Annotated in this window: 14 protein-coding genes; 8 read left to right on the top strand and 6 right to left on the bottom strand. The window is 72.6% G+C overall.

Going from position 1 to position 22,090, the window contains the following annotated elements; genetic code table 11:
* Positions 1-12: 12 nt before the first annotated feature.
* From FBZ33_RS03220 to FBZ33_RS03205, 4 genes are all read left to right on the top strand, one after another.
* Positions 13-813 carry an ABC transporter ATP-binding protein gene (locus FBZ33_RS03220; protein WP_141912371.1) on the top strand — a complete coding sequence of 267 codons (801 nt, stop codon included), beginning with the start codon at positions 13-15 and terminating at the stop codon, positions 811-813.
* Positions 810-2,195 carry a hypothetical protein gene (locus tag FBZ33_RS03215; RefSeq protein ID WP_141907939.1) on the top strand — a complete coding sequence of 462 codons (1,386 nt, stop codon included), beginning with the start codon at positions 810-812 and terminating at the stop codon, positions 2,193-2,195. Before FBZ33_RS03220 ends, FBZ33_RS03215 begins: the two co-directional genes overlap by 4 nt.
* Positions 2,192-2,806 (top strand): hypothetical protein, encoded by a 615-nt coding sequence (locus tag FBZ33_RS03210; protein ID WP_141907938.1) that lies wholly within the window; start codon positions 2,192-2,194, stop codon positions 2,804-2,806. Before FBZ33_RS03215 ends, FBZ33_RS03210 begins: the two co-directional genes overlap by 4 nt.
* Positions 2,807-3,027: 221 nt before the next feature.
* The gene (locus FBZ33_RS03205) at positions 3,028-4,656 is read left to right on the top strand and encodes a GAF domain-containing protein (protein ID WP_255509102.1); all 1,629 of its coding nucleotides are present in this window, start codon (positions 3,028-3,030) and stop codon (positions 4,654-4,656) included.
* Positions 4,657-4,659: 3 nt separating this feature from the next.
* Here FBZ33_RS03205 and FBZ33_RS03200 read toward each other — a convergent pair whose 3' ends face one another.
* Positions 4,660-5,298 (bottom strand): response regulator transcription factor, encoded by a 639-nt coding sequence (locus FBZ33_RS03200; RefSeq protein WP_088946276.1) that lies wholly within the window; start codon positions 5,296-5,298, stop codon positions 4,660-4,662.
* Between the two features lie 202 nt (positions 5,299-5,500).
* Between FBZ33_RS03200 and FBZ33_RS03195 the strand changes: the two genes are divergently transcribed.
* Complete coding sequence (locus tag FBZ33_RS03195; RefSeq protein WP_247667668.1) at positions 5,501-6,469, top strand: nitroreductase; 969 nt, start codon at positions 5,501-5,503, stop codon at positions 6,467-6,469.
* A gap of 177 nt (positions 6,470-6,646) precedes the next feature.
* Positions 6,647-7,240 carry a DoxX family membrane protein gene (locus FBZ33_RS03190; RefSeq protein ID WP_088946275.1) on the top strand — a complete coding sequence of 198 codons (594 nt, stop codon included), beginning with the start codon at positions 6,647-6,649 and terminating at the stop codon, positions 7,238-7,240.
* Between the two features lie 88 nt (positions 7,241-7,328).
* On the opposite strand, the gene FBZ33_RS03185 is transcribed toward FBZ33_RS03190, so the two are convergent.
* Complete coding sequence (locus FBZ33_RS03185; RefSeq protein WP_088946274.1) at positions 7,329-8,498, bottom strand: acyl-CoA dehydrogenase family protein; 1,170 nt, start codon at positions 8,496-8,498, stop codon at positions 7,329-7,331.
* Positions 8,499-8,749: 251 nt separating this feature from the next.
* Here FBZ33_RS03185 and FBZ33_RS03180 point away from each other — a divergent pair, with 251 nt between their 5' ends.
* Positions 8,750-10,177: a UDP-glucose/GDP-mannose dehydrogenase family protein gene (locus FBZ33_RS03180; RefSeq protein ID WP_141907936.1), complete on the top strand. Its 1,428-nt coding sequence runs from the start codon at positions 8,750-8,752 to the stop codon at positions 10,175-10,177.
* A 150-nt stretch (positions 10,178-10,327) separates the two neighbouring features.
* Positions 10,328-15,223: an SCO7613 C-terminal domain-containing membrane protein gene (locus tag FBZ33_RS03175; RefSeq protein WP_141912369.1), complete on the top strand. Its 4,896-nt coding sequence runs from the start codon at positions 10,328-10,330 to the stop codon at positions 15,221-15,223.
* 74 nt (positions 15,224-15,297) lie between these two features.
* Here FBZ33_RS03175 and purE read toward each other — a convergent pair whose 3' ends face one another.
* The 4 genes from purE to FBZ33_RS03155 form a co-directional block, all read right to left on the bottom strand.
* Entirely contained in the window at positions 15,298-15,789 is a 492-nt protein-coding gene (gene purE, locus FBZ33_RS03170; protein ID WP_088951467.1) for a 5-(carboxyamino)imidazole ribonucleotide mutase, read from the bottom strand.
* Between the two features lie 26 nt (positions 15,790-15,815).
* The gene (locus FBZ33_RS03165) at positions 15,816-16,991 is read right to left on the bottom strand and encodes a 5-(carboxyamino)imidazole ribonucleotide synthase (RefSeq protein WP_141907935.1); all 1,176 of its coding nucleotides are present in this window, start codon (positions 16,989-16,991) and stop codon (positions 15,816-15,818) included.
* A 122-nt stretch (positions 16,992-17,113) separates the two neighbouring features.
* The gene (locus FBZ33_RS03160; RefSeq protein WP_141907934.1) at positions 17,114-19,207 is read right to left on the bottom strand and encodes a thioredoxin domain-containing protein; all 2,094 of its coding nucleotides are present in this window, start codon (positions 19,205-19,207) and stop codon (positions 17,114-17,116) included.
* 179 nt (positions 19,208-19,386) lie between these two features.
* Entirely contained in the window at positions 19,387-21,918 is a 2,532-nt protein-coding gene (locus FBZ33_RS03155; protein WP_141907933.1) for a bifunctional diguanylate cyclase/phosphodiesterase, read from the bottom strand.
* Positions 21,919-22,090: the final 172 nt, after the last annotated feature.

Below are 22,090 nucleotides of genomic sequence, written 5' to 3'. Positions count from 1 at the left end.
GGAGACCTCATGATGCGTACGGTCAGCGTGGCGGAGACCAGGCCGTCGACCCACCCGTGGGCGGTGCACGCCGAGAAGTTGCAGGTCCGGGCCGGCCGACACCTGGCGGTCAACGAGCTGGACCTGACGTTGGGCACCGGTGTGCACGGGCTGCTCGGCCCCAACGGCGCCGGCAAGACGACGTTGATGCGCGCCCTGGCCACGGTGGTCAAGCCGTCCGCCGGGCGACTGACCCTGCTCGGCGAGGACGTCACCGCCGGCGCGGACCTGCGCCGGGTACGACGTGGCCTGGGTTACCTGCCGCAGCACTTCGGTTTCTACCCGCGCTTCACGGTCCGGGAATTCGTCGAATATCTGGCCTGGCTCAAGGAGATGCCGAAGACGGTCATCCCCGCTGCGGTGCAGCGGGCCATCGAACGGGTCGGCCTGGCCGACCGCGCCGACTCCCGGATGAAGACGCTGTCCGGCGGGATGCTGCGCCGCGCCGGCATCGCCCAGGCGATCGTCAACGACCCGGAGGTGCTGCTGCTCGACGAGCCGACGGTCGGCCTGGACCCCGAGCAGCGCCTCGACTTCCGCGAGCTGTTGCGCGACATCGGTCTGGACAGCTGCGTGCTCGTCTCCACCCACCTGGTCGAGGACGTCGCCGTGGCCTGCACCGACGTGGTGCTGGTCAGCGAGGGTCGGCTGGTGTGGCAGGGCAGCGCCGGCGAACTGGCCCAGCAGGGCGGCACCGACGACGCCGGTGACAGCGCCACCGAACGCGGTTACTCGTCGCTGCTGCGCGCCCACCGGGGCCGGGTGTCGGCATGACCGGGCGCATCCTTCGCATCGAGCTGCGCCGTTCGGCTGCGCTGAGCATCGGCCTGCTGTCGTTGGTGGCCGGCACGGTGCTGCTGCTCACGTCCACCCAGTTCTTCGTCGGGCGGTGGATGCAACTGGCGATCTTCTCGCGGTCGATGCTCATGGTGTCATTGCCCTTCGCGCTGGCCGGCGGAGCATGGCTGGGTCAGCGTGACGCGCGTTACCGGGTCAACGAGTTGTTCGCCAGCACCGTCCGGCCGCGCTGGCAGCGCGTCGTCCCAACCGCCAGCGCGCTGGCCGTCGCGGTGGCGACCGCGTACGTCCTGGTGTTCCTCATCGCGGCCGGATGGGTGGTGCCGACGGCGGGATACTTCCCGGCCAGCGCGATCGTCGTCGCCGCGGTGGGCGTCCCGGCGCTGGTCGCCGCTGGTTGGCTCGGCATGGCCGCCGGCCGCGCCGTGCCCCGGGTGGTCACCGCGCCCATCCTCGCCGTGGTCGGCTTCGTCCTGGTGGGGTTGGTCCCGGACCTCGTCACGATGGCCCACACCGACGCGAGTTTCACCAGGGTCCGGCCGGAGCCGTCTGCGCTGCTGCTCGTACCGACCTTCAACGGCCTGGACGACTTCCAGACGATCGCGACCCGGGTCAGCGTGCTCCAGACGCTGTGGCTGGTGTCCCTCGCCGCGACCGGCCTGCTGCTGCTCGGCGCGGTCCGCCGCCGCGCCATCGCGTTCGCCGTGCTTCCGGCGGTGCTCGGCGGCGCGGTCGCCGTACCGCTCCTGCCCGTCGGCGGAACCCGCGGGGCGGCGGTCGTCGACCCGGTCGCCATCGAGCTGGTCTGTGACGACGACGGCCCGCAGGTCTGCGTGGCACGGGCGCACGCCGCGTTGCTGCCCGACGTCGTCGGCCCCGCCCGCCAGGCACTCGGAATGATGGCGGCGAAGCTGCCCAACGCACCCGTCCGGGCGGTGCAGTCCCGACAGATCGCCTACTGGGGGCGACTGGGTGTGAGCACGACACCGACCCGGCACGCCGACGACACGATCGTCTTCGACACTCCCGCGATCGACCCCGCCGGCGGCGCCGACCTGTCCGACGGCTACTTCCTGCCGTCACTGCTCGAGGCCGCGTGGCGGCAGGACTGCGGCGACCAGCCGGAGATCGACGAATCCCTGGCCCGGACGGTCGCCACGGCCTGGCTGAACGGTCAGCCACCAACCCCGCAGCGCTGGTGGGAACCGGCGGACATCGAGCGGGTGCGGAACGCCTACCAGGCGCTGGTGAGCTTGCCGCAGGCCGAGCAGCGAGATCGGATGGCGGCGGCCCGCGCGGCGGCGATGGACTGTCGCAGCGACGGCCTCCTGGCGATCCTGGCGGAGAAGAAGCCATGAGATGGTTCCGGCTCCACCTACGGTCGCGCCGCGTCCCTCTCGCGCTCGGCAGCGCGGCGGCGCTGATCACGCTGGCCTGGGTGTTGTCGCTGGTCTACACGGACTCGACCACCATCAACGCCCGGACCGCGAGCCTCACCATCATGCTGGCGGTGGTCGCGTTCGGCGCCACCCTCAGCGGCGCGGACGACGCCCTCGACCACACCGCGTCGGTCAACTGGCCGCTGCGACGTGCCGTTCACCTGCTCCTCGCCGGTGCCGCGATCACCGCCCTGCTGTCGCTCAGCACGCTCACCGACGCGCGTTACGAGCCGCTCGCCCTCGTGCTGCGCAACACCGCCGGTCTGCTCGGGCTGACCGCCCTCGGCACCGCCCTGGTCGGTGCCGCACTGTCGTGGATCGCCCCGCTGATCTGGACCCTCATCGCGGTCCTGCCCGTCATGGGCCCCAGCAGGGACGTGCGGACGCAGGTCGCCAGTTGGCTCATCCAGCCCGCCGGCACCACCGCCGCCACCGTCTGCGCCACCGTGCTGGCGGTGACGGGCCTGCTGGCGTACGCGCTGCGGGGCGGCCCGCTGCGACCCGTCACCGAGACAGCCCCCGACCGGTGAACGAACCCGTCGGTGGTCCGGCACGCCGGACCACGGGTGGCGGTTGCCCGATGGCCTGACCGGCGGCAATCGCGTCCCTCGGCTGCCCGTAGCATCAGGGGATGGATGCCTCGCACGTTGCTGACGACGGGCGCCACAGGTCCGAGGACGACCAGCGCGACGTCCCTCTGCTGGGGTTGAGTCCGCTGTCCCGGGTGCGTCTGGACGAGCTGTTGCAGGAGATGCTCGTACGGGTCGGCGAGGTCGTCACCAGTCGTGAGCGGCTGCGTGCCCTGCTCGACGCGGTGGTGGCGATCGGCTCCGACCTCGATCTTCGCACCACCTTGCGCCGCATCGTCGAGGCCGCGTGTGAGCTGCTCGACGCCCGCTACGGCGCGCTCGGTGTGATCGGCCCGGACCGGCTCCTGACGGAGTTCATCACGCACGGCATCGACGCCGATCTGCACGCCCGGATCGGCGACCTGCCGCACGGTCGGGGTGTGCTCGGCCTGCTGATCGCCGACCCGCGGCCGGTGCGGATGCCGGACATCACGAAGCATCCCCAGTCATACGGTTTTCCACCGAATCATCCTCCGATGCACAGTTTCCTCGGTGCTCCGATCCGCATCCGGGATCAGGTCTTCGGCAACCTCTACCTCGCGGAGAAGCGGGGAGCCGCCGAGTTCACCGAGGATGACGAAGAGATCGCCGTCGCGTTGGCGGCCGCCGCCGGCGTGGCGATCGAGAACGCCCGGCTGTACGCCGTCGCCAACCGTCGTGAGCGTTGGCTGGCCGCCACCGCCGAAATCACCAGTGTGCTGCTGGGCGAGGTCCGCCGCACTGACGCGCTGGGCCTCGTCGCCCGCCACGCCCGCGAGGTCGCGGACGCCGAACTGGTGCTGGTCCTGCTCTACGACGAGGAGGCCGGCCAGTTCACCGTCGAGGTCGTCGACTCGATCGACGGCGCGGCTCCCCCGCTGGTCGGCACGGTGCTGCCGGCCGCCGAGACCACCTTCGCCGCCTCGGTGACGGACCGACGGCACACTGTCGTCGAGAGTCTGGCCAAGGCGGCACCCTGGCTCGCCCCGGTCACCGACGGCCCGGCCGTCGTGTCCCCGCTGTCGGCGGGCGAGACCCTGCACGGCGTCCTGGTCGTGGCGTACCCGGCCGGTCAGGTGCGGCAGAGCGACGACGACGTGCCACTGCTGGCCAGCTTTGCCGCGCAGGCGGCGCTCGCCATGGAGCGCGCCCGGGCTCAGGAGGAACGGGAACTCCTCGTCGTCCTGGAGGACCGTGAGCGGATCGCCCGGGACCTGCACGACGTGGTGATCCAGCGGCTGTTCGCCACCGGGCTGCAGTTGCAGAGCAGCGCGCCGCTGATCGCCCGGCCCGAGGTCAGCCAGCGGATCAACGCCGCAGTCGACGAGCTCGACTCCACGATCCGGGACATCCGGCGAGCCATCTTCGAACTACGGACCCCGATGAGCGCGGCCCTGAGGACCGAGATCCGCGACGCCGTCGACGCCGCCGCCAGGTCACTCAGGTTCCGCCCGGCACTCGAGATCTCCGGGCCGATCGACAGTGCCGTGCCGGACGCCGTACGCCCGGACCTGCTCGCGGTGCTTCGGGAGGCGTTGTCCAACACGATCCGACACGCGCACGCGAGCCAGGTCAAGGTGCTGGTCGAGGTCAGCGGGCCACGGCTCACCCTCACCGTCGACGACGACGGGGTCGGCACGAGCCCCGACGCCGCCCGCGGTGGCCTGGTCAACCTGCGCGAGCGTGCCGCCGGCCTGGGTGGTGAATTCGCTGTGGAACCAGCGGAACCCCGCGGGACGCGCCTGTGTTGGAGCGTCCCGCTCGGCGACTGACGGTCAGGGGTGCGGGCGGAGGAGCCGGGTGGCCAACACCGCAGCCTGCGTACGCCGTTCCAGCCCCAGCTTCGCCAGCAGGCTCGACACGTAGTTCTTGACGGTCTTCTCAGCGAGGAACATCTTTCCGGCGATTTCCCGGTTGGTCAGCCCCTCGGCGACGTACCCCAGGATCCGGCGCTCCTGCTCGGTCAACATCTCCAGCTCGCGCGGCTGCTCGACGCCGTTGCGGATGCGCTCCAGCACCCGCTGGGTCACCGCCGGGTCGAGCAGCGACTGGCCGGCCGCCACCCGGCGGACCCCGTCGACGAGGTCGGTGCCGCGGATCTGCTTGAGCACATATCCGTCAGCTCCCGCCATGATCGCCGCGAACAGCGCCTCGTCGTCTTCGTACGAGGTGAGGATCAGACCCCGGATCGACGAGTCGACGGTGCGTACGTCCCGGCACACGTCGATGCCACTGCCGTCGGGCAGCCGTGCGTCGAGGATCGCCACGTCCGGCCGCAGTGCCGGGATGCGCGCCGTGGCCTCCCGTGCCGACCCTGACTCACCCACCACTTCGATGTCGCCGGCGGCGTGCAGCAGGTCGGTCAGACCACGGCGGACGACCTCGTGGTCGTCGAGGAGGAACACACGGATCATCTCCCCTTTCTACAGGTGCGGCTCCGGTGGACACAGGGCCGAAGGTCCCGTCACCCGCGGGTGGACAGGGACCGGGGGCCCGCACCCTTGGGACGTCCGGCCCTGCCGGTCCGGCCCCGGCTGACGCGATGGTGAGGGCTGGTCCCACACCGGGACCTGGCCGGGCTGACCTGCATCTCTGCGCCGTGAAGGATGTGCCGCGATGATCAGCACCACGTTCACACCTGCCGGGCTTCGCGCTGCGGTGGCCGCAGCGATTCGGGCGCCGTCGCTGCACAACAGTCAGCCCTGGCGTTTCCGACTCTCCGACGGTGGCATCGAGGTGCGGATCGATCCGGACCGGCTGCCGCAGGTCGGTGACCCCAACCGCTGGGCGGCACGGCTCAGTTGCGGCGCCGCCGTGTTCAACCTTCGCCTGGCGCTCGCCGTCGCTGGCACTCCGGCGGAGGTGCGGCTGCGTCCGCATCCACATGATCTGGATACCGTGGCCCTGCTGGTCCCCGCCCGACCACGGCCCGCGACTCCGGCCGAGCAGGACCTGTATTCCGCGATCCCCCGACGGCACAGCAACCGCAGGCCGTTCTGGCCGAACCCGGTGGCGGCGGACGCACGGTGGCGTCTGATCGAGGCCGCCCGGGCCGAGGGCGCATGGCTGGAGATGGTCATTGGAGCGGGCGCGGTCCAGACTGTCGCCGAGATCGCCCGCAGCGCCAACCGGGTGCTGGAACGCGACTGTGCCTACCGGGCGGAGCTGACGCGGTGGATCCGCACCTCGCCCGCCGTTGACGGCATCCCGGTCGAGGCGGGCGGGCCGGTCCCCGAACCGCAGGACCTGCTACCCCAACGGGCCTTCGGGGTACGCACCCGCGCGCCCGGCCGGGACTTCGAACCTGAACCACTCGTCGCTGTGCTCGGTGTCCAGGGCGACAGCGCCACCGACCAGATCACCGCCGGCCAGGCGCTGCAACGCGTGCTCCTCACCGCCACCGACAGCCGCCTCGCCGTCTCCATGCTGTCCCAGCCCATCGAGGTACCCCGAGCCCGCGAGCAGCTGCGACTGGCCCTCGGCAGGTACGGCACGCCTCAGATGGTCATGCGGATCGGGTACGGGCAGCCGGGTGGGCCTTCCGCCCCTCGCCGCGACGTCGACGAGACGATCGACCTCGCCTGACCGCAGGACGCCGCCCGGGTGTCACGTGTCGCTCGTGGGAGCAGGACAGAGGTCCCACCGGACAGGGATTTGGTCCCGTCACATCGATGCCCTGTGGTCCTACTGGCACCGCGCCGGTTGCCGTGAACTGTAGTTGAGCGCCGGTCGACCAGGCTGGCGGCAAAGATGGAGGATGCCATGAACGCCATCGTCCCCCCGCGTCTCGACCGGACTCCCCGCAGCGCGTCGGGGACCGAGCCGGCGGCAGGCACCACCGACACGCCGGCCACCGGTGGCGGCACCACCGCCCGGACAGTGGCCAGGTACGCCTGGTTCGCCGCCCGGATCGGGATGGGCTTCACCTTCCTATGGGCATTCGTCGACAAGCTGTTCGGCCTGGGCTACGCGACCCCGGACGGTAAGGGCTGGGTCGACGGCGGCCACCCCACGAAGGGCTTCCTCGCTGGAGCGGAAGGGCCTTTCGCCGGCTTCTACCACAACCTCGCCGGCACCACGTTCGCCGACATCGCCTTCATGGTCGGCCTGGCTGCCATCGGCGTCGCCCTGCTGCTGGGCATCGGGATGCGAATCGCCGCCGGAGCCGGCGCGCTGATGCTCATCATGATGTACACCGTCGTGCTGCCTCCCAAGACCAACCCGATCATCGACGACCACCTCATCCTGGCCGCCCTGCTCATCGGGATCGCCGCCGCCGGAGCCGGCGCCACCTTCGGCCTCGGCCGCTGGTGGGCCAACACTCCCCTGGTCCGGAGACTGCCCTGGCTCACGTAGTCGCCACGGACGAAGGCCGGCACCGCCAAGGCGGTGCCGGCCTTCGTCATGTCACGTCAGTCTGGGCGGAGCCAGGCGGGAGAAGAACCTAGACGAGACCGTTGAGCAGCTGCCGAGCCATGACGATGCGCTGCACCTGGTTGGTGCCCTCGTAGATCTGCGTGATCTTGGCGTCGCGCATCATCCGCTCGACCGGGTAGTCCCGCGTGTAGCCGTAGCCGCCCAGCAGTTGCACCGCGTCGGTGGTGATCTCCATGGCGGCGTCCGAGGCGAAGCACTTGGCTGCCGCGCCGAAGTAGGTCAGATCGGCGTCGCCGCGCTCCGACTTGCCGGCCGCCGCGTACGTGAGCTGCCGGGCAGCCTCCAGCTTCATGCCCATGTCGGCGAGCATGAACTGGATGCCCTGGAACTCGGCGACGGCCTTGCCGAACTGCCGGCGCTCGGCCACGTACCCCTTGGCGTAGTCGAGCGCGCCCTGCGCGATCCCGACGGCCTGCGCGGCGATGGTGACCCGGGTGTGGTCCAGGGTCTTCATCGCGGTCGCGAAGCCGGTGCCCTCCGCGCCGATCATCCGGTCGGCGGGGATCCGCACGTTGTCGAGGTAGACCTCGCGGGTCGGCGAGCCCTTGATGCCGAGCTTCTTCTCCGGCGCGCCGAAGCTCACCCCGGCATCGGACTTCTCGACCACGAAGGCCGAGATGCCCCGGGACCGCGCGGACGGGTCGGTGACGGCGAAGACGGTGTAGAACTCCGACACGCCGGCGTTCGTGATCCAGCGCTTCACGCCGTTGAGCACCCAGTGATCCCCGTCACGCACCGCCCGGGTGGTCATCGACACCGCGTCGCTGCCCGCCTCCGGCTCGGAGAGGCAGTACGAGAACATCGCCTCACCCGCCGCCACCGGCGTCAGGTAGCGGCGCTTGAGCTCCTCGGAACCGGACAACAACAGCGGCATCGTGCCAAGTTTGTTCACCGCCGGGATCAGCGAGGAGGACGCGCACGCCCGGGCGACCTCCTCGATCACAATGGCGGTGGCCAGCGCGTCAGCGCCCGCGCCGCCGTACTCCTCGGGAATGTGCGGTGCGTGGAAGTCGGCCCCCCTCAGCGCGTCGTAGGACGCCTTGGGAAACTCTCCGGTCTCGTCGGCCTCGGCGGCGTGCGGCGCCACCTTCGCCGTGCAGACCTCCCGGACCGCGTCCCGGATCGCCACGTGCTCCTCGGGCAACCGGTAGACGTCGAACGACTCGCCTGCGGCCATGTCGGCCCCTCCCCTTCACCGCTATCATGCGCAGTCTGTGACGACTCCTGACCGCCGACCGCGCAGACTGAAGACTAGCGACTGCAGTTCAGGTGATGTTACCGGCGCGTAGGCATGGGCCATGCGGGTGCACCCACGCCGCTGGGCGATGATGGAGGACAGACAGTGAGCCACCCCTTCGGTGCCCCGCTTAGGCGCCCCGGCAGAATGCGACGCGACGACGCGCCGCCAGTGCGAGCGGAGAAACAGGCGTGACGATCCCCTATCCCACCATCCAGCCGACCCCCGCCATCGCCGCGGTGACACCGCCCTCGGGCGCTCCTCGGCCGCGTGTGACGTTCCTGGGGACTGGCTACCTCGGTGCGACGTACGCCATCTGCTACGCCGAGCTGGGCTACGACGTGCTCGGTTTCGACGTCGACGCGGACAAGATCGCGATGTTGAACGCCGGTCAGGTGCCCATCCACGAACCCGGCCTGGACGAGCTGCTGCGGCGCAACCTCGCCGCCGGACGCCTCCGGTTCAGCACCGACATCGCCGAGACCGCCGAGTTCGGTGACGTGCACTTCATCTGCGTGGGCACCCCCCAGCGGGCCGACGGGATGGGCGCCGACCTGTCGTACGTCGAGGCGTCGGTCACCAGCCTCGCGCAGCACCTGACCCGCAAGGCACTGATCGTCGGCAAGTCCACAGTGCCGGTCGGCACCGCGGACTGGGTGGAGCAGCTCGTCGGCAAGCACACCCCCGGCGACATTGACGTCGAGGTGGCGTGGAGCCCTGAGTTCCTCCAGGAGGGCTTCGCCGTCGACGACGTCCTGCGCCCCAACCGCATCGTCGTCGGCGTGAAGAGCGAGTGGGCCAACGGCATGCTCTACGCCGCGCACAAGGGCGTGTTCGACCTGGCCGCCACGGAGGACCGCGAGGTGCCCCTGGTGGTCACCGACTTCGCCACCGCCGAGCTGGTCAAGGTCGCCGCGAACGCCTTCCTGGCCACCAAGATCTCCTTCATCAACGCGATGGCCGAGGTCTGCGAGGCGTCCGGTGGCGACGTCACCCAACTGGCCCGCGCGATCGGGTACGACCCGCGGATCGGCAACCGGTTCCTCCAGGCCGGCCTCGGCTTCGGCGGCGCCTGCCTGCCCAAGGACATCCGCGCCTTCCAGGCGCGGGCCCAGGAGTTGGGCGCCGGCGAGGCGCTGCGCTTCCTGCACGAGGTCGACCTGATCAACCTCCGCCGCCGTACCCGCGTGCTCAACCTCGCCGCCGATCTGCTCGGCCGCCGCTCCGGGCCGGCCGGCCCGGACTTCTCCGGCACCCGGATCGCCGTGCTCGGTGCCACGTTCAAGCCCAACACCGACGACGTCCGGGACGCCCCGGCGCTCGCCGTCGCCGCGCTGCTGCACAAGGCCGGCGCGGAAGTGCACGTGTACGACCCGCAGGGCACCGAGAACGCCCGCCGCGCGGTCCCCGAGCTGACCTACGAGGCCGGCATCAACGAGGCGGTCGCCGGCGCCGACCTGGTCTGCGTCCTCACCGAGTGGGCCGACTTCCGCAACGCCGACCCGGTCGCCCTTGGCGAGCTGGTCAACGGCCGCATGGTGGTCGACGGCCGGAACTGTCTCGATTCGGCACTGTGGACCCAGGCTGGCTGGGAGTACCGGGGCATGGGCCGACCCTGACCGCACGACCCCAACCGGCCGGCCACCGAGCATTCGGTGGCCGGCCGGTGTCGTTGTTTGCCCCGGACCCGCCGACAAGAGTCGAAATCCGCGCCAGCTTTGGGCATGCTGCGACAGTGGAAGTCCACAGTGCGGGTGGAGGGGTGTGTCGTGGCGACCTTTCAATGCTCCTCGTGCGGCCGGGAGATCAAGCCGGCCGTGCGATGCCCGCACTGTGGGGCTGATCAGCCGCAGTGGGTCGAGCACCTGGCGGACATCGAGCGTTCGATCGCGGAGATGAAGGCCCGCGACGCCGCCATCGCCCGCGAGCAACGGCAGATCGCCGCCAAGATGCAGGCTGCGCTCTTCCAGCGCGACATCCTCGCCCACGCCGGAGAGGAGCGACTCAAGCAGGCCACCCGGCCACGTCGGGTGCTGCGCCGCCGCGCCGGCCGGCGGCCACCGACCGCCACCAACGGAGCGCCACCCCGGGTGCCCCGGCAGAACACCCCGCCCACCCCGGAGGACCCGCCGCCGCCCCCGCCCCGAGCGAGGTGGCTGGACGCGGACGACCCGGAGCACCCGCCGGAGGCGTCGTCGCGCGAGGTGCAGAACATCCCCCTCGGGCTGGGCGCGCTGCTGCTCGGGGTGGCCGCGGTGGTCTTCGCCGCGGTGGCGACCAGCTCGATGGACGCGGTGGCGCGGCTGGGCATCCTGCTCCTGGCCACCGTGCTGATGCTGCTCGCCCCGCCGGCACTGGCCCGGCGCGGGCTCACCTCGACCGCCGAGACCATCGCCGCGGTCGGCCTGCTGCTGGTGCCGCTCGCCGGCAACGCCCTCTGGGCAGTGGACCGGATCGGCACCGGCGGCGGCTCCGCCACGGTCTTCAGCGGAGTGATCTTCGCGGTCACGGCAGCCGTCGCATTCGGCTACGCCCGTTTGACGGGCCTGCGGGCACCCCGTTTCGCCACCGTCCTCGCCGCGCAGCCGGTGCTGCCGCTGCTGGCGTACGACCGGATCACCGGGCCGGGCGGCTGGGCGCTGGTGCTGACTCTGGTCGCCCTTGTCGACCTCTGGCTGGCCCGTTCCGGCGTGGCCCTGGAACGCCCCGTCCGGCAGGACCTGCCGGTGCCGGGCACCCCGTCGGCGCCCCGCCAGCGCAGCGCTGAGAGCCGACCGGAGGGCGACCCGGAGGAGGCCGGCGAGCTGATCGACGCCAGCGCGGGTTCCGCCGACACCCTGCCGCTGCGCCCGGTGCCCGGGCTACGCGAGCTGACCTCGTTGCTGCACGCGGTGGCGGTCGCCGTCGCCCTGGCGTACGCGGTCACCGCCCTGCTGCGGGCACAGACCGTGCCGACCGCGACCGGCGCCGGGATGGTGCTGCTGCTGGCCGCCGCGGTCGGGCTGGCCGGCGCGCTGGTGCTGCGTCGACCACCGCTGCCCGACGTCGCGGCCGGCATCCTCACCCTGGCCGTGATCGGCGCATTCAGCCGAGTCGCCTCGGTGGCGCTGCCCGACCGGGCGTTGCTGCTGATCGCGCTGGTCATCACGGTGACCGGGCTGGCGGTGCGCGCCGTCCCCGAGACCGCCCGGCGTGGCCCACAGATCGCCTCGGCGGTGGCACTGACCGTCAGCGGTGTGGTGGTCGCCGGAGGCGCGCTACGCGCCGGGGTGGCGCCGGTCCGGGCGGCGCTGCCCGCCTGGGGTGCCGACCTCAGCAAGTACCCGGCCGAGCTGGCCGCCGCTGTCGGGCCGAACACCTGGCAGCTCGCGGGCGCCGCATTCCTGCTCACCATCGCGGCGGTGCTGGCGCTGCCCCCGGAGATCCGCCGCGAGTTCGCGGTCGCCGGCGCGGCGCTGACCGCACTCGCCGTTCCCGCCTCGTTCGGTCTCGGCTGGGCGGCGGCACCCTGGCCGATGGTGGCCACCTCGATCGGCATCGGCGTCATCGGGCTCTCCGCCCGCACCGACCGAGCCGCGGTGGCACACGCCGTCGGTGCGGCCGTGGTGGGCCTGTTCGGCGCCGGCGCCAGCCTCGCCAGCCCCACCCTCACCGCCGCGGTCCTCCTCACCCTGTTCGCGGCCGGCACGCTGGTCGCCCTGGCACCCCGGGTCCGGATCGCCTCGGCCGCCTCCGACACCGTCACCGCCTGGGCGGCCGGAGGCGCCGCGTTCGCGCTACCCGGGGCGGTGGCCGCGTTCGTGGCCGCCACCATGCCGACCGACCCGACCCCCACCCCGGCCAGTCTCCGGGAGGTGACCGTCCCGGTCCTGGCCGCCAGCTTCCTGGCGGTCTGCGTGACCCTCGGCTACGCCGCCGTCGTGCAGGTCTCCCAGCGCCGCATCCCCGCGCCGCTGTCGGTCGGCACCGGGTTGGGCGCGCTGGTGGTCACCGCCGCCGCGTTCGGCGCACCCGGTGCGACCGTCGCCGACGCCTGGGTCGGCGCGCTGCTGCTGGTCGCGGCGGTGTTGCTCTTCCTGGCCCCGTCAATCGACGCCGGCCGACGCGCCGACCTCACCCTGGACGGCTCGGACCTGGCCGCCGCCGCGGTCACCACCGCCCTGATCGCCACCCTGGTGCGGATCGGTGCGGTGCTCGCCCCGGGCGGGCAGTTGGCGGTGGCCGCCGCACTGGTCCTGGTGGTCGCCGTGGCAGCACGCACCATGCCGGAGGAGTGGCGACGCGGGCCGATCCTCGGCCTCGCCGTCGGCGGTGCCCTCATCGGCGTACTCGCCGGCTGGTCCGCGGTGCGCGGTGGCGTCGGTGTGCTCGCCACACCCGGTCCGATCTGGAAGGGCGACCTGATCGGTTGGCCCGCCGCGCCGGTCGGCGGCTCCACCTGGCAGGCTCCGGTCGCGCTGGCGCTGTTGGCCGTCGCGGCAGGCATCCTGCTCCCGCCGCCCTGGCGGTGGGACGTGTCCGGCGTGGCGGCGGTGCTCGCCACGATCGGCGCGCCGGCCGCGTTCGACCTGGCCTGGTGGTCGCCGGTCCTGATCGGCGGGATGGTCGCCGCCGTGTACGGCATCGCCGCGGTCGCCACCGAGGAGGCCCGCGCGGCCCTGTCCCGGGCCACCGTCGCCGGGGTGGTCGCACTGCACGCCGCCGGAGCCGGCCTGGTCCGACCCTGGACCACAGCGTTGGCCCTGGGCAGCATCGCGCTGATCGGCGTGGTGGTGGCCGCGCTGGCCCGTGTGCTGGCCGGCCCGCAGGTGACCGACATCGAGACCGAGGGGATGCCACCGCACCTGGCGCAGATCGGCGGTGCGGCGATCGGCGCCGCGTTGCTGGCCCTCCCCGGCTCGGTGGCGGCGCTGGCCGCAGAGTTCGACCACTCGGCGGAGGTGGTGCTGACCGCCGCGCTGGCCGCGTCCAGCCTCGGCCTGGCCGCCGTGGCCGCGGTCCGCCGGGAGGTGCCGCAATATCTGCCCTGGGTCAGCGCGGCGGTGGTCGGCGGTGCCAGCATCAGCGCCCTCGCCGCCATCCCCACCGGCCTCGCCGCGGGCGTCTACGCGGCCGCCGCCGCCCTGCTCGGCGTGCTGGCCGAGCTGATCCGCGCGGCCACCGTGCCGCCCACCGGCGCCGCCCAGCCGGTCCGGCGTTGGGCGGTACGGCTCGACGGCGCACTCCGTCGACTGCCGGACGACCCGGAGCGACGGCGGTGGCGGTTCAATCCGGCCGCCGGCGCGTTGGCCGCGGCGGCCCTTCCGACCGCCCTGGCGCTCGCCTCGATCACGCCCGCGCTGGTCACCGCCCTGGTCGAGCCGCACCGCACACTGACCCGGATCTGGCAGGGCCCTCCGCCGGAGCTGCTCACCCCACCGCCGGACGTGGTCAACCCGACCCACGTGCTGACGGCCCTGCTGCTCACCGCGACCGCCGCGCTGGCCGCCACCGGGTTCAGCGGTGGGCGTCGTTCCCGGGCCGTCCCGGTGGTGCTGCCCGGAGCAGCCGTCACCCTGCTGATCGCGCCCACCGCGCTGGGCCGGGGCTGGCCGGCCAGCAGCGTCGCCGCGCTCTCCGTCTTCACCATCGCGATGCTCGGTCTCGCGCTGACCCCACCGCCGCCGCTGGCCGAGCGGGCCCGCTCACTGCGGCTGGCCCGGGTGCTGGTGTTCGCCATCGGTCTGGCCGGTGGCAGCGCCGGGCTCGCCGGCAGCCTGGCCGACCGGCAGTTGACCCTGTTCACCCTCGGCAGCGCCGTCGGGGTGGGCGCGGTCGGGGCGTTCTTCGGCACCACCCAGCGGGCACGCATCCTCGGCTGGCTCTTCGCCTCACTCATGGCGCAGCTCTTCGTGCTCACCGCCGGCCTGGTCGCCGGGCTGGCCGCGGTCTGGTCCGCGTTCGGGGTGCTCGCCGTCGGAGCGGTCCTGCAGGTGCTCGCCGCGACCCTGCCCCGGCTGCGCCGCCCCGAGGCGCAGCGCGAGGCCTCCACAGTCGAATGGAGCGGCTACGCTGCCGCGCTGATCGCCCTGGCCCTCGCCTTCGACTCGCCCCGACACATCGCCGCCCTGTTGGCGGCCTGGGGTGCGGTCCTCGGGGTGGCGGCGACCCGACCCGGTCGTCGGCCGGTGGAACGCCGCATCCTGTTCTGGGCCGTGGTGGTCTGCGAGATCACCGCGTGGTGGATCATGATGCGGGTCGCCGACGTGGCGCTGCCCGAGGCGTACACGCTGCCGTTCGCCGCCCTGGCCCTGCTCGTCGGGGTGTTGGAGCTGCGCCACCGAGCGGACCTGAGCAGCTGGGTGGCGTACGGGCCGGCGCTGGTCGCCGCCTTCGTACCGACGCTGGCCATCGTGCTGGCCACCGAGTCCAGCACGCTGCGGCAGATGCTGTTGTTGCTCGGCGCGGTCGCGGTGCTGATCTTCGGCTCGTCCACCCAACAGCAGGCACCGGTGATCGTCGGCGCGTCGGTGACCGCGATCACCGCGATCCACGCCCTGTTCAGCGTCGGCCCGTGGCTCGCGCTCATCCCGGTCGGCATCCTGCTGCTCGTGCTCGGCGCGAGCAACGAGCGCCGCCGCCGCGCCCAGGAACGCCTACAGACCGCGCTACGCGGCATGAGGTGAATCGGAGGGGCCGTGCGGCGTGGGTGAGTGGGCGCGGTGAGTGGGCCGGGTTCGCGGCTGGGGTCTGACGCGAGCTACGGGAGGGTTGCCTGGAGGGCGGCTTCCTTGCTCGCCACCAGCTTCTCCAGGTCCTCCTGGTAGGTCGTCATCCTGGCGCGCAGGCCGTCGTCGCTCGCGCCGAGGATCCGTACGGCGAGCAGGCCGGCGTTGCGGGCGTTGCCGATCGACACGGTGGCCACCGGGATCCCGGCCGGCATCTGCACGATGGACAGCAGCGAGTCCATGCCGTCCAGGTGCTTCAGCGGCACCGGCACGCCGATCACCGGCAGTGGCGTCACCGAGGCGACCATGCCCGGCAGCGCCGCGGCACCTCCAGCCCCGGCGATGATCACCTTCAGGCCCCGGTCTGCGGCGTCCCGCCCGTACTCGATCATCGCGACCGGAGTCCGGTGCGCCGAGATCACCCGCACCTCGTACGCCACGCCGAAGTCGTCCAGCACCTCGGCGGCGGCCCGCATGGTCGGCCAGTCCGAGTCGCTGCCCATGATCAGCCCGACCGTGGTCACTGGGGTCTCCTTCTCGACCGAGGTGGTCACTCGTGCCCCTCACGCAGCCAACGCGCGGCCCGCGCCGCGCGTGCCCGTACGTCATCCAGGTCGTCGCCGAGCACCGTGACGTGCCCGACCTTCCGGCCGGGTCGCACCTGCTTGCCGTACAGGTGCACCTTGGCGCCCGGCTCGGCGGCGAAGAGGTGGTGCAGCCGCTCGTCGATCGACATTCCGCCCGGCTCTCCGCCGAGCACGTTCGCCATCACCACCACCGGCGCGGTCAGCGAGGTGTCGCCCATCGGGTAGTCCAGCACCGCCCGCAGGTGCTGCTCGAACTGCGAGGTGCGGGAGCCCTCGATGGTCCAGTGCCCGGAGTTGTGCGGGCGCATGGCCAGCTCGTTGACCACGATGGCGGGGCGGCCGGCCTCGTCGCGCACCTCGAACAGCTCCACGGCCAGCAGGCCGATCACGCCGAGCGCGGTGGCCAGGTCGATGGCGAGCTGCTGGGCGGAGACCGCCAGCTCCTCGTCCAGGCCGGGCGCCGGGGCCAGCACCTCCACGTTGATGCCGTCCCGCTGCACCGTCTCGACCACCGGGTACGCGGCCACCTGACCGAACGGCGACCGGGCGACCTGCACGGCCAGCTCCCGGCGCAGCGGCACCCGCTCCTCGACGATCAGCCGGGTGCCGCCGGCGAGCAGCGTTGCTGCCAGCTCGCCGGCCTGGGTCGCGTCGTCGACCATCCACACGCCCCGGCCGTCGTAGCCGCCGCGCGCCGCCTTGAGCACCACCGGCCAGCCGACCTGCTCACCGAAGCCGACCAGGTCGGCGGGCTCGCCGACCGGCCGCCACAGCGGGTTGGGGGCGCCCAGCTCGGTCAGGCGTTCCCGCATGACCTGCTTGTCCTGGGCGTGCAGCAACGCGTCTGCCGGCGGGTAGAGGGTCACCCCTTCCGCCGCCAGCGTGCGGATGTGCTCCGAGGGCACGTGCTCGTGGTCGAAGGTGACGACGTCGCAGCCCTTGGCGAAGGTGCGCAGGGCGGCCAGGTCGGTGTGGTCGCCGTACTGAACGTCGGCGGCGACCAGCGCCGCGCCGTCGTCGGGGGCGGTCGCGAGCACACGCAGTGACTGGCCGAGGGCGATCGCGGCCTGGTGGGTCATCCGGGCCAACTGGCCGCCACCCACCATGCCGACAACAGGCAGACCGGTACGGGAATCCATAGCGCGGCCAGCCTATCCGGGCCATCGGCACGCCCACCCGGAGGGCCGGCACCCGCGCCGCCGACCCGGTCCGGGGACGGGCGGTGCAGGGAGCGCGGGCACTACAGGGCGTGGCGGTGCCTTCAGCTGAGCTCGGCGACCAGCTCCTCGACCGAGGTCACCGGCCGCTGGCAGACGAACCCCCGGCAGACGTACGCGGCGGACCGCCCGTCGACCAGCGGACGGTCGGCGAGCAGCGGCACACCGGGCTGGTCCGGTTGCCCGGCGACCACCACGGCCCCGGGCGGGGCGTGCCGTCGAGCCGCGGCCACCAGGGGATCGCCAGCCGGGTCGTCGGTCACCACGGCGATCTCGTACGGCCCGGAGAGCAACGCCTCACCGACCATGGCGGCGTAGCCGGTGAATCGGGGGTGCTTACCGACGATCGGCGCGACAGTGGCGAGCGCCGCCTCGGCGGCCTCCCGGTAGCGCGTCTCCCCGGTCAGCGCCGAGTACGCGACCAGCCCGGCGATCAACGCCGACCGGCCGGACGGGGTGGCGTTGTCGGTCGGGTCAGCGGGCCGGGCCACCAGCCGTTCCGCGTCGTCGGCGGTGTCGTAGAAGGCACCACCAGGCGCGGCGAAGTGCGCCAACGCGGTGTCCAGCAGCTCGCCGGCCAGCGTGAGCCAACGGCCCTCGCCGGTGAGCTGGTGCAGCGAGCAGAAGGCCTCGGCCACACAGCCGTAGTCCTCCAGGACGCCGGCCGGCTCGCCGACCTTGCCGTCCCGGGAGACCCGGCGCAGCCGGCCGTCCACCAGGTGCACGGTGGCCAGGTGCTCGGCCGCGTCGCGCATCGCGCCGTCGGCGACGATCGTCACGCCGTCCATCAGGTTGGCGTCCTCGTCCTGCGGAGACGCGTACAACGCGGCCACCTGGAGGAACTCGACGATGGCGGTGATCGCCAGGCCGTTCCAGGCAGCCACCACCTTGTCGTCGCGGGCCGGCTGCGGCCGGGTGTCCCGGGCACTGAGCAGCCGCCCGACGACCTGCTGCCAGCGGGCCCGCACCTCGGGCGCGGCGTCGTCGACGTCCCGGGCGAGCTTGAGCACGCTCATGCCGTGCTCGACGCCCTTCTTTCCGTCCGGAGTGCCGTCTTGCGGCGCGGAGGCGGAATGAGGGGCGAAGGTCCCCTCGTCGGTGACGGCGAAGAGGTCGGTGGCCCAGCGGCCGTCCTCCTCACCCAGCGCCTCGACGAGCTGCGCGGGTGTCCAGGCGTAGGTGAGCCCCTCGACGCCCTCGGTGTCGGCGTCCAGTGCGGACGCGAAGCCCTCGCCCGGCCGGTGCAGCTCGTCGGCGAGGAAGCGGGCGGTGTCCCGCGCCACCCGCCGGGCCAGCGGGTCACCGGTGAGTCGCCACAGCTGGGTGTAGAGCCGCAGCAGCAACGCGTTGTCGTAGAGCATCTTCTCGAAGTGCGGAACCGTCCAGTGCGCGTCCACCGAGTATCGGGCGAAGCCGCTGGCGAGCTGGTCGTAGATGCCGCCACGGGCCATCGCCTCGGCCGTGTGCCGGGTGATCTCCAGGCTGCGCGGGTCGCCGGTGCGCTGGTGGTGGCGCAGCAGGAAGAGCAGGTTCATGTGCGGTGGGAACTTCGGGGCGCCCCCGAAGCCGCCGTTCGTGGCGTCGTACTCGCTGGCCAGCCTGCCGGCCGCGGCGTCGAGCAGCGGCGCGTCCAGCGGGGCGGTGGGGCCGCCCACGGCCTGCGCACCGCCGATCGCCTCGACCACCGCGGCGCCCTGACGCACGACCTCCTCGCGCTGCTCCCGCCAGGCGGTGGTGACCGACTGGAGCAACTGGACGAAGTTGGGCCGCGGGAAGTAGGTGCCGCAGAAGAACGGGGTGCCGTCCGGGGTGGCGAAGACAGTCATCGGCCAGCCACCCTGGCCCGTCATCGCCTGCGTCGCGGTCATGTAGACCGCGTCCACGTCCGGGCGCTCCTCCCGATCCACCTTGATCGACACGAAGTTGTCGTTCATCAGGGCGCCGACCTGCTCGTTCTCGAACGACTCGTGCGCCATGACGTGACACCAGTGGCAGGCCGCGTAGCCGACCGAGATGAGCACCGGGACGTCCCGCCGTTTCGCCTCGGCGAACGCCTCGTCCGACCAGGGCCACCAGTCGACCGGGTTGTCCGCGTGCTGGAGCAGGTACGGGCTGGTGGCGTCGACGAGTCGGTTCACGCCCACGACCATAACCAGCCCCGGCGCGGACCGCGCGGGCTCCACCCGGATGGTCCGGCGGCCGGAGCCTCAGGACCGGGTTGCGGAGGCCCGGGCCTCCGGCCCGGGCCGGGACCCGTCAGCCCTTCTTCAGCCGGACCACCGCGGTGTCGGCGTCGGGACCGACTAGTGCGGAACGGTCAGGAGGCGCCGTCGGCGCGCAGCCGGAACACGTTCGACTCCGCCGAGTCGCGCAGCGTACCCAGCACCGCGCCGATCTTGTCGGCCGGCATCGGCTTGAAGAAGTGGTAGCCCTGCGCGGAGGTGCATCCCAGCTCGGCCAGGGCCATCCGCTGCTCGGCGGTCTCGACCCCTTCGGCGACCACCCGCAGGCCCAACTCGTGGGCGAGCCCCACTGTCGTCCGTACGATCGCCGCCGCCTCCGGCGAGTCCGTCATCCGGATCACGAACGAGCGGTCCACCTTCAACTCGTCAACGGCGATCCGGGTGAGGAAGGTCAGCGACGAGAAGCCGGTGCCGAAGTCGTCGACCGCGAGCTGCACGCCCATCGACCGGAGCGTGGCCAGCACCTCGTCGATGACCTCCAGCTCACTCATCACCACCGTCTCGGTGATCTCCAGAACGAGCCGGTGCGGCGGCACCTGGTGGCGGCGCAGCGCGTCGGCGATCTCCGCCGGCAGCCGGGGGTCGAGCAGGCTGCGGGCCGACAGGTTGACCGAGATCGGGACGTCCAGCCCCTCACGCGCCCAACTGGCGGCCACGCTGAGCGCCTTGTCCAGCACGTACCGGGTGAAGGTGCCGAGCTGCTCGCTGTTTTCCACCGGCCGGATGAAGTCGGCCGGGCTCAGCCACCCGCGCCGCGGATGCTGCCAGCGGATCAGCGCCTCCACGCCGGTGGGCGCACCCGTGGCCAGGTCGACCGCCGGTTGCAACGCCAACACCAGCTGGTCGTCGACCAGGAGCGCCTCGCGAAGCTCGGCCAGCAGGGCGAGCTGGTCGGTGCTGGCCGCGTCCCGGGTGCCGTCGTACACGGCGACGTTGCCGCCGCCCTCCTTGGCCTGGTACATCGCGATGTCGGCCCGGCGCAGCAGCTCGGTCAGGTCGGCGGTGCCGGCGTCGGCCACCACCACCCCGACGGAAACCTCGATCGACATCCGTACGCCGGCCACCTCGGTCGGCGCGGCCAGCCGTTCGGCGATCTCGCGGGCCTGGCGCAGTGCATGGGCCATCGGCGCGGCCCGGTCACCGAGCACCGGCACCGCCGTGAGCAGCATGGCGAACTCGTCGCCACCGAGCCGACCGAGCAGGTCACCGGGGCGGACCAGCGCGTCGAGCCGGTTCGCGGTCAGCCGCAGCAACTGGTCGCCCGCGGCGTGACCGAGGGTGTCGTTGACTTCCTTGAACTGGTTGATGTCCAGCAGGAGCAGCGCCACCGGGTGATCGTGCGCGAGCTGCCGCAGCGACTGGTCGCCCTTGCCGAGCATCGCCGCCCGGTTGGCCAGCCCGGTGAGCGGGTCGTGCACCGCCTCGTACGACGAACGGGCGGTCACCAGCCGCAGCTCGCGGTGGGTTGCGGCGTCGTGCAGCGCGGCGGCGAGCGCGTCGCCGAACGCGGCCACCGCGTCGCGCTCCCGCGCGGTGGGCGGGGCCGAGCGGGGGAACCGCACCCGCAGCCGACCGACCGGTGCGGCGCCGACCGACAGTGCCCGGCTCAGCTCGTGCTCGTCGGGCTCCGACTGGTCCGGTGGGTCCGTCTCGCGGTCGACCAGTTGACCGCCGGCATCGCCCCGGTACCGGTGCCACCGGCCGTCGGCCCGCGCCACGTCGACGTCCACCAGCTCGGCGTTGAACAGCGTCAGCCCTCCGGTGACCGCCGCGGTGGCCACGCCGCGCTCGTCGAGCTGGTTGAGGGCCGCAGTGGCCTCGGCGAACGCTCTCCAGGTGCGGCGCTCCTGATCGGAGCGCAGCCGGTAACCGTAGGTCTGTTGCAGCAGCCAGAGCAGCGGCGGCAGCAACAGCAACCAGCGCGGGTCGAGTTCCAGGAGGGCGACCACGACGAGGCCGACCGCCACGTTGCCGACGAACATCAACAGCTTGCCGCGCAGCGCGGCGAGCAGCGGCGGCCCGATCGGCAGGCCGTGCCGCAGGCCCAGCGTCACCCCGCCCAGCCAGGCGGTCACCAGGAGATAGGTCACCGACCCGGCGATCAGGGCCAGCGCGAGCTTCGGGGTGGGCGGGGCGAGCAGCGGTCGCCCGAGTGCGGTGGTCACGGAGACGGCCAGTGCCGACGCGGCGGCCAGCGACGCGGCGATCCGGACGAGCTCCAGGACCGGGCGGCGGTCGTTGTGCAGCGAGAGCATCGTCCAGGCCAGCCCGGTGCCGAGCAGCGTGGCGGACGGGAGCCAGCCGGCGGGAGCCAGGTAGAGGCAGACGATCAGCGCGGCCTCGCCCCAGGTGATGCTGACCATGCCCGCGGACGAACGGAACCGCAGTCGGGCGAGCTGGGCGAGAGCGAGGACGGCGACGGCGATGCCGAAGCGGGCCGGACCACCGAGGGGGTCGTCGACCGGCAGCCTGACCGGCAGGGTCAGCCCGACTGCGGCGGCGGCCACGGCGGTCAGCGCGACGGCGGCGGTGAGCACGAGCAACCGGACCGGTGTGCCCCGCACCCCGAGCCGGTCGAACGAGTCACCGGCTGGACCGGAGGTCATCGACCTCCCCCGTCAGCCGACCGACCGAGGTTACGGTGGGCGGCCGCTGCTGTGCTGGTCATCGGCGCCCCCTCCCGCACACGGCTCGGGGACTTTTGGTCCCCCCGGCGGAAGGCTAAGCCAAACCGGGTGGCCGCAACAGGGGGCGACCAACCGGTTCGGCGTGATTCAT

Source organism: Micromonospora sp. A202 (assembly GCF_006715105.1).
Classification (GTDB): Bacteria; Actinomycetota; Actinomycetes; order Mycobacteriales; family Micromonosporaceae; genus Micromonospora; species Micromonospora zamorensis.
Note: the sequence above shows the minus strand (reverse complement) of the source record. Positions and strands in the feature narration are given on the sequence as shown.

Coding starts and splice junctions, on each gene's coding strand:
- FBZ33_RS03205 (WP_255509102.1), top strand. CDS start 3,028: ATGCTCGTACGGGTCGGCGAGGTCGTCACCAGTCGTGAGCGGCTGCGT.
- FBZ33_RS03195 (WP_247667668.1), top strand. CDS start 5,501: ATGATCAGCACCACGTTCACACCTGCCGGGCTTCGCGCTGCGGTGGCC.
- FBZ33_RS03210 (WP_141907938.1), top strand. CDS start 2,192: ATGAGATGGTTCCGGCTCCACCTACGGTCGCGCCGCGTCCCTCTCGCG.
- FBZ33_RS03165 (WP_141907935.1), bottom strand. CDS start 16,991: ATGGATTCCCGTACCGGTCTGCCTGTTGTCGGCATGGTGGGTGGCGGC.
- FBZ33_RS03155 (WP_141907933.1), bottom strand. CDS start 21,918: ATGACCTCCGGTCCAGCCGGTGACTCGTTCGACCGGCTCGGGGTGCGG.
- FBZ33_RS03220 (WP_141912371.1), top strand. CDS start 13: ATGCGTACGGTCAGCGTGGCGGAGACCAGGCCGTCGACCCACCCGTGG.
- FBZ33_RS03190 (WP_088946275.1), top strand. CDS start 6,647: ATGAACGCCATCGTCCCCCCGCGTCTCGACCGGACTCCCCGCAGCGCG.
- FBZ33_RS03215 (WP_141907939.1), top strand. CDS start 810: ATGACCGGGCGCATCCTTCGCATCGAGCTGCGCCGTTCGGCTGCGCTG.
- FBZ33_RS03200 (WP_088946276.1), bottom strand. CDS start 5,298: ATGATCCGTGTGTTCCTCCTCGACGACCACGAGGTCGTCCGCCGTGGT.
- FBZ33_RS03185 (WP_088946274.1), bottom strand. CDS start 8,498: ATGGCCGCAGGCGAGTCGTTCGACGTCTACCGGTTGCCCGAGGAGCAC.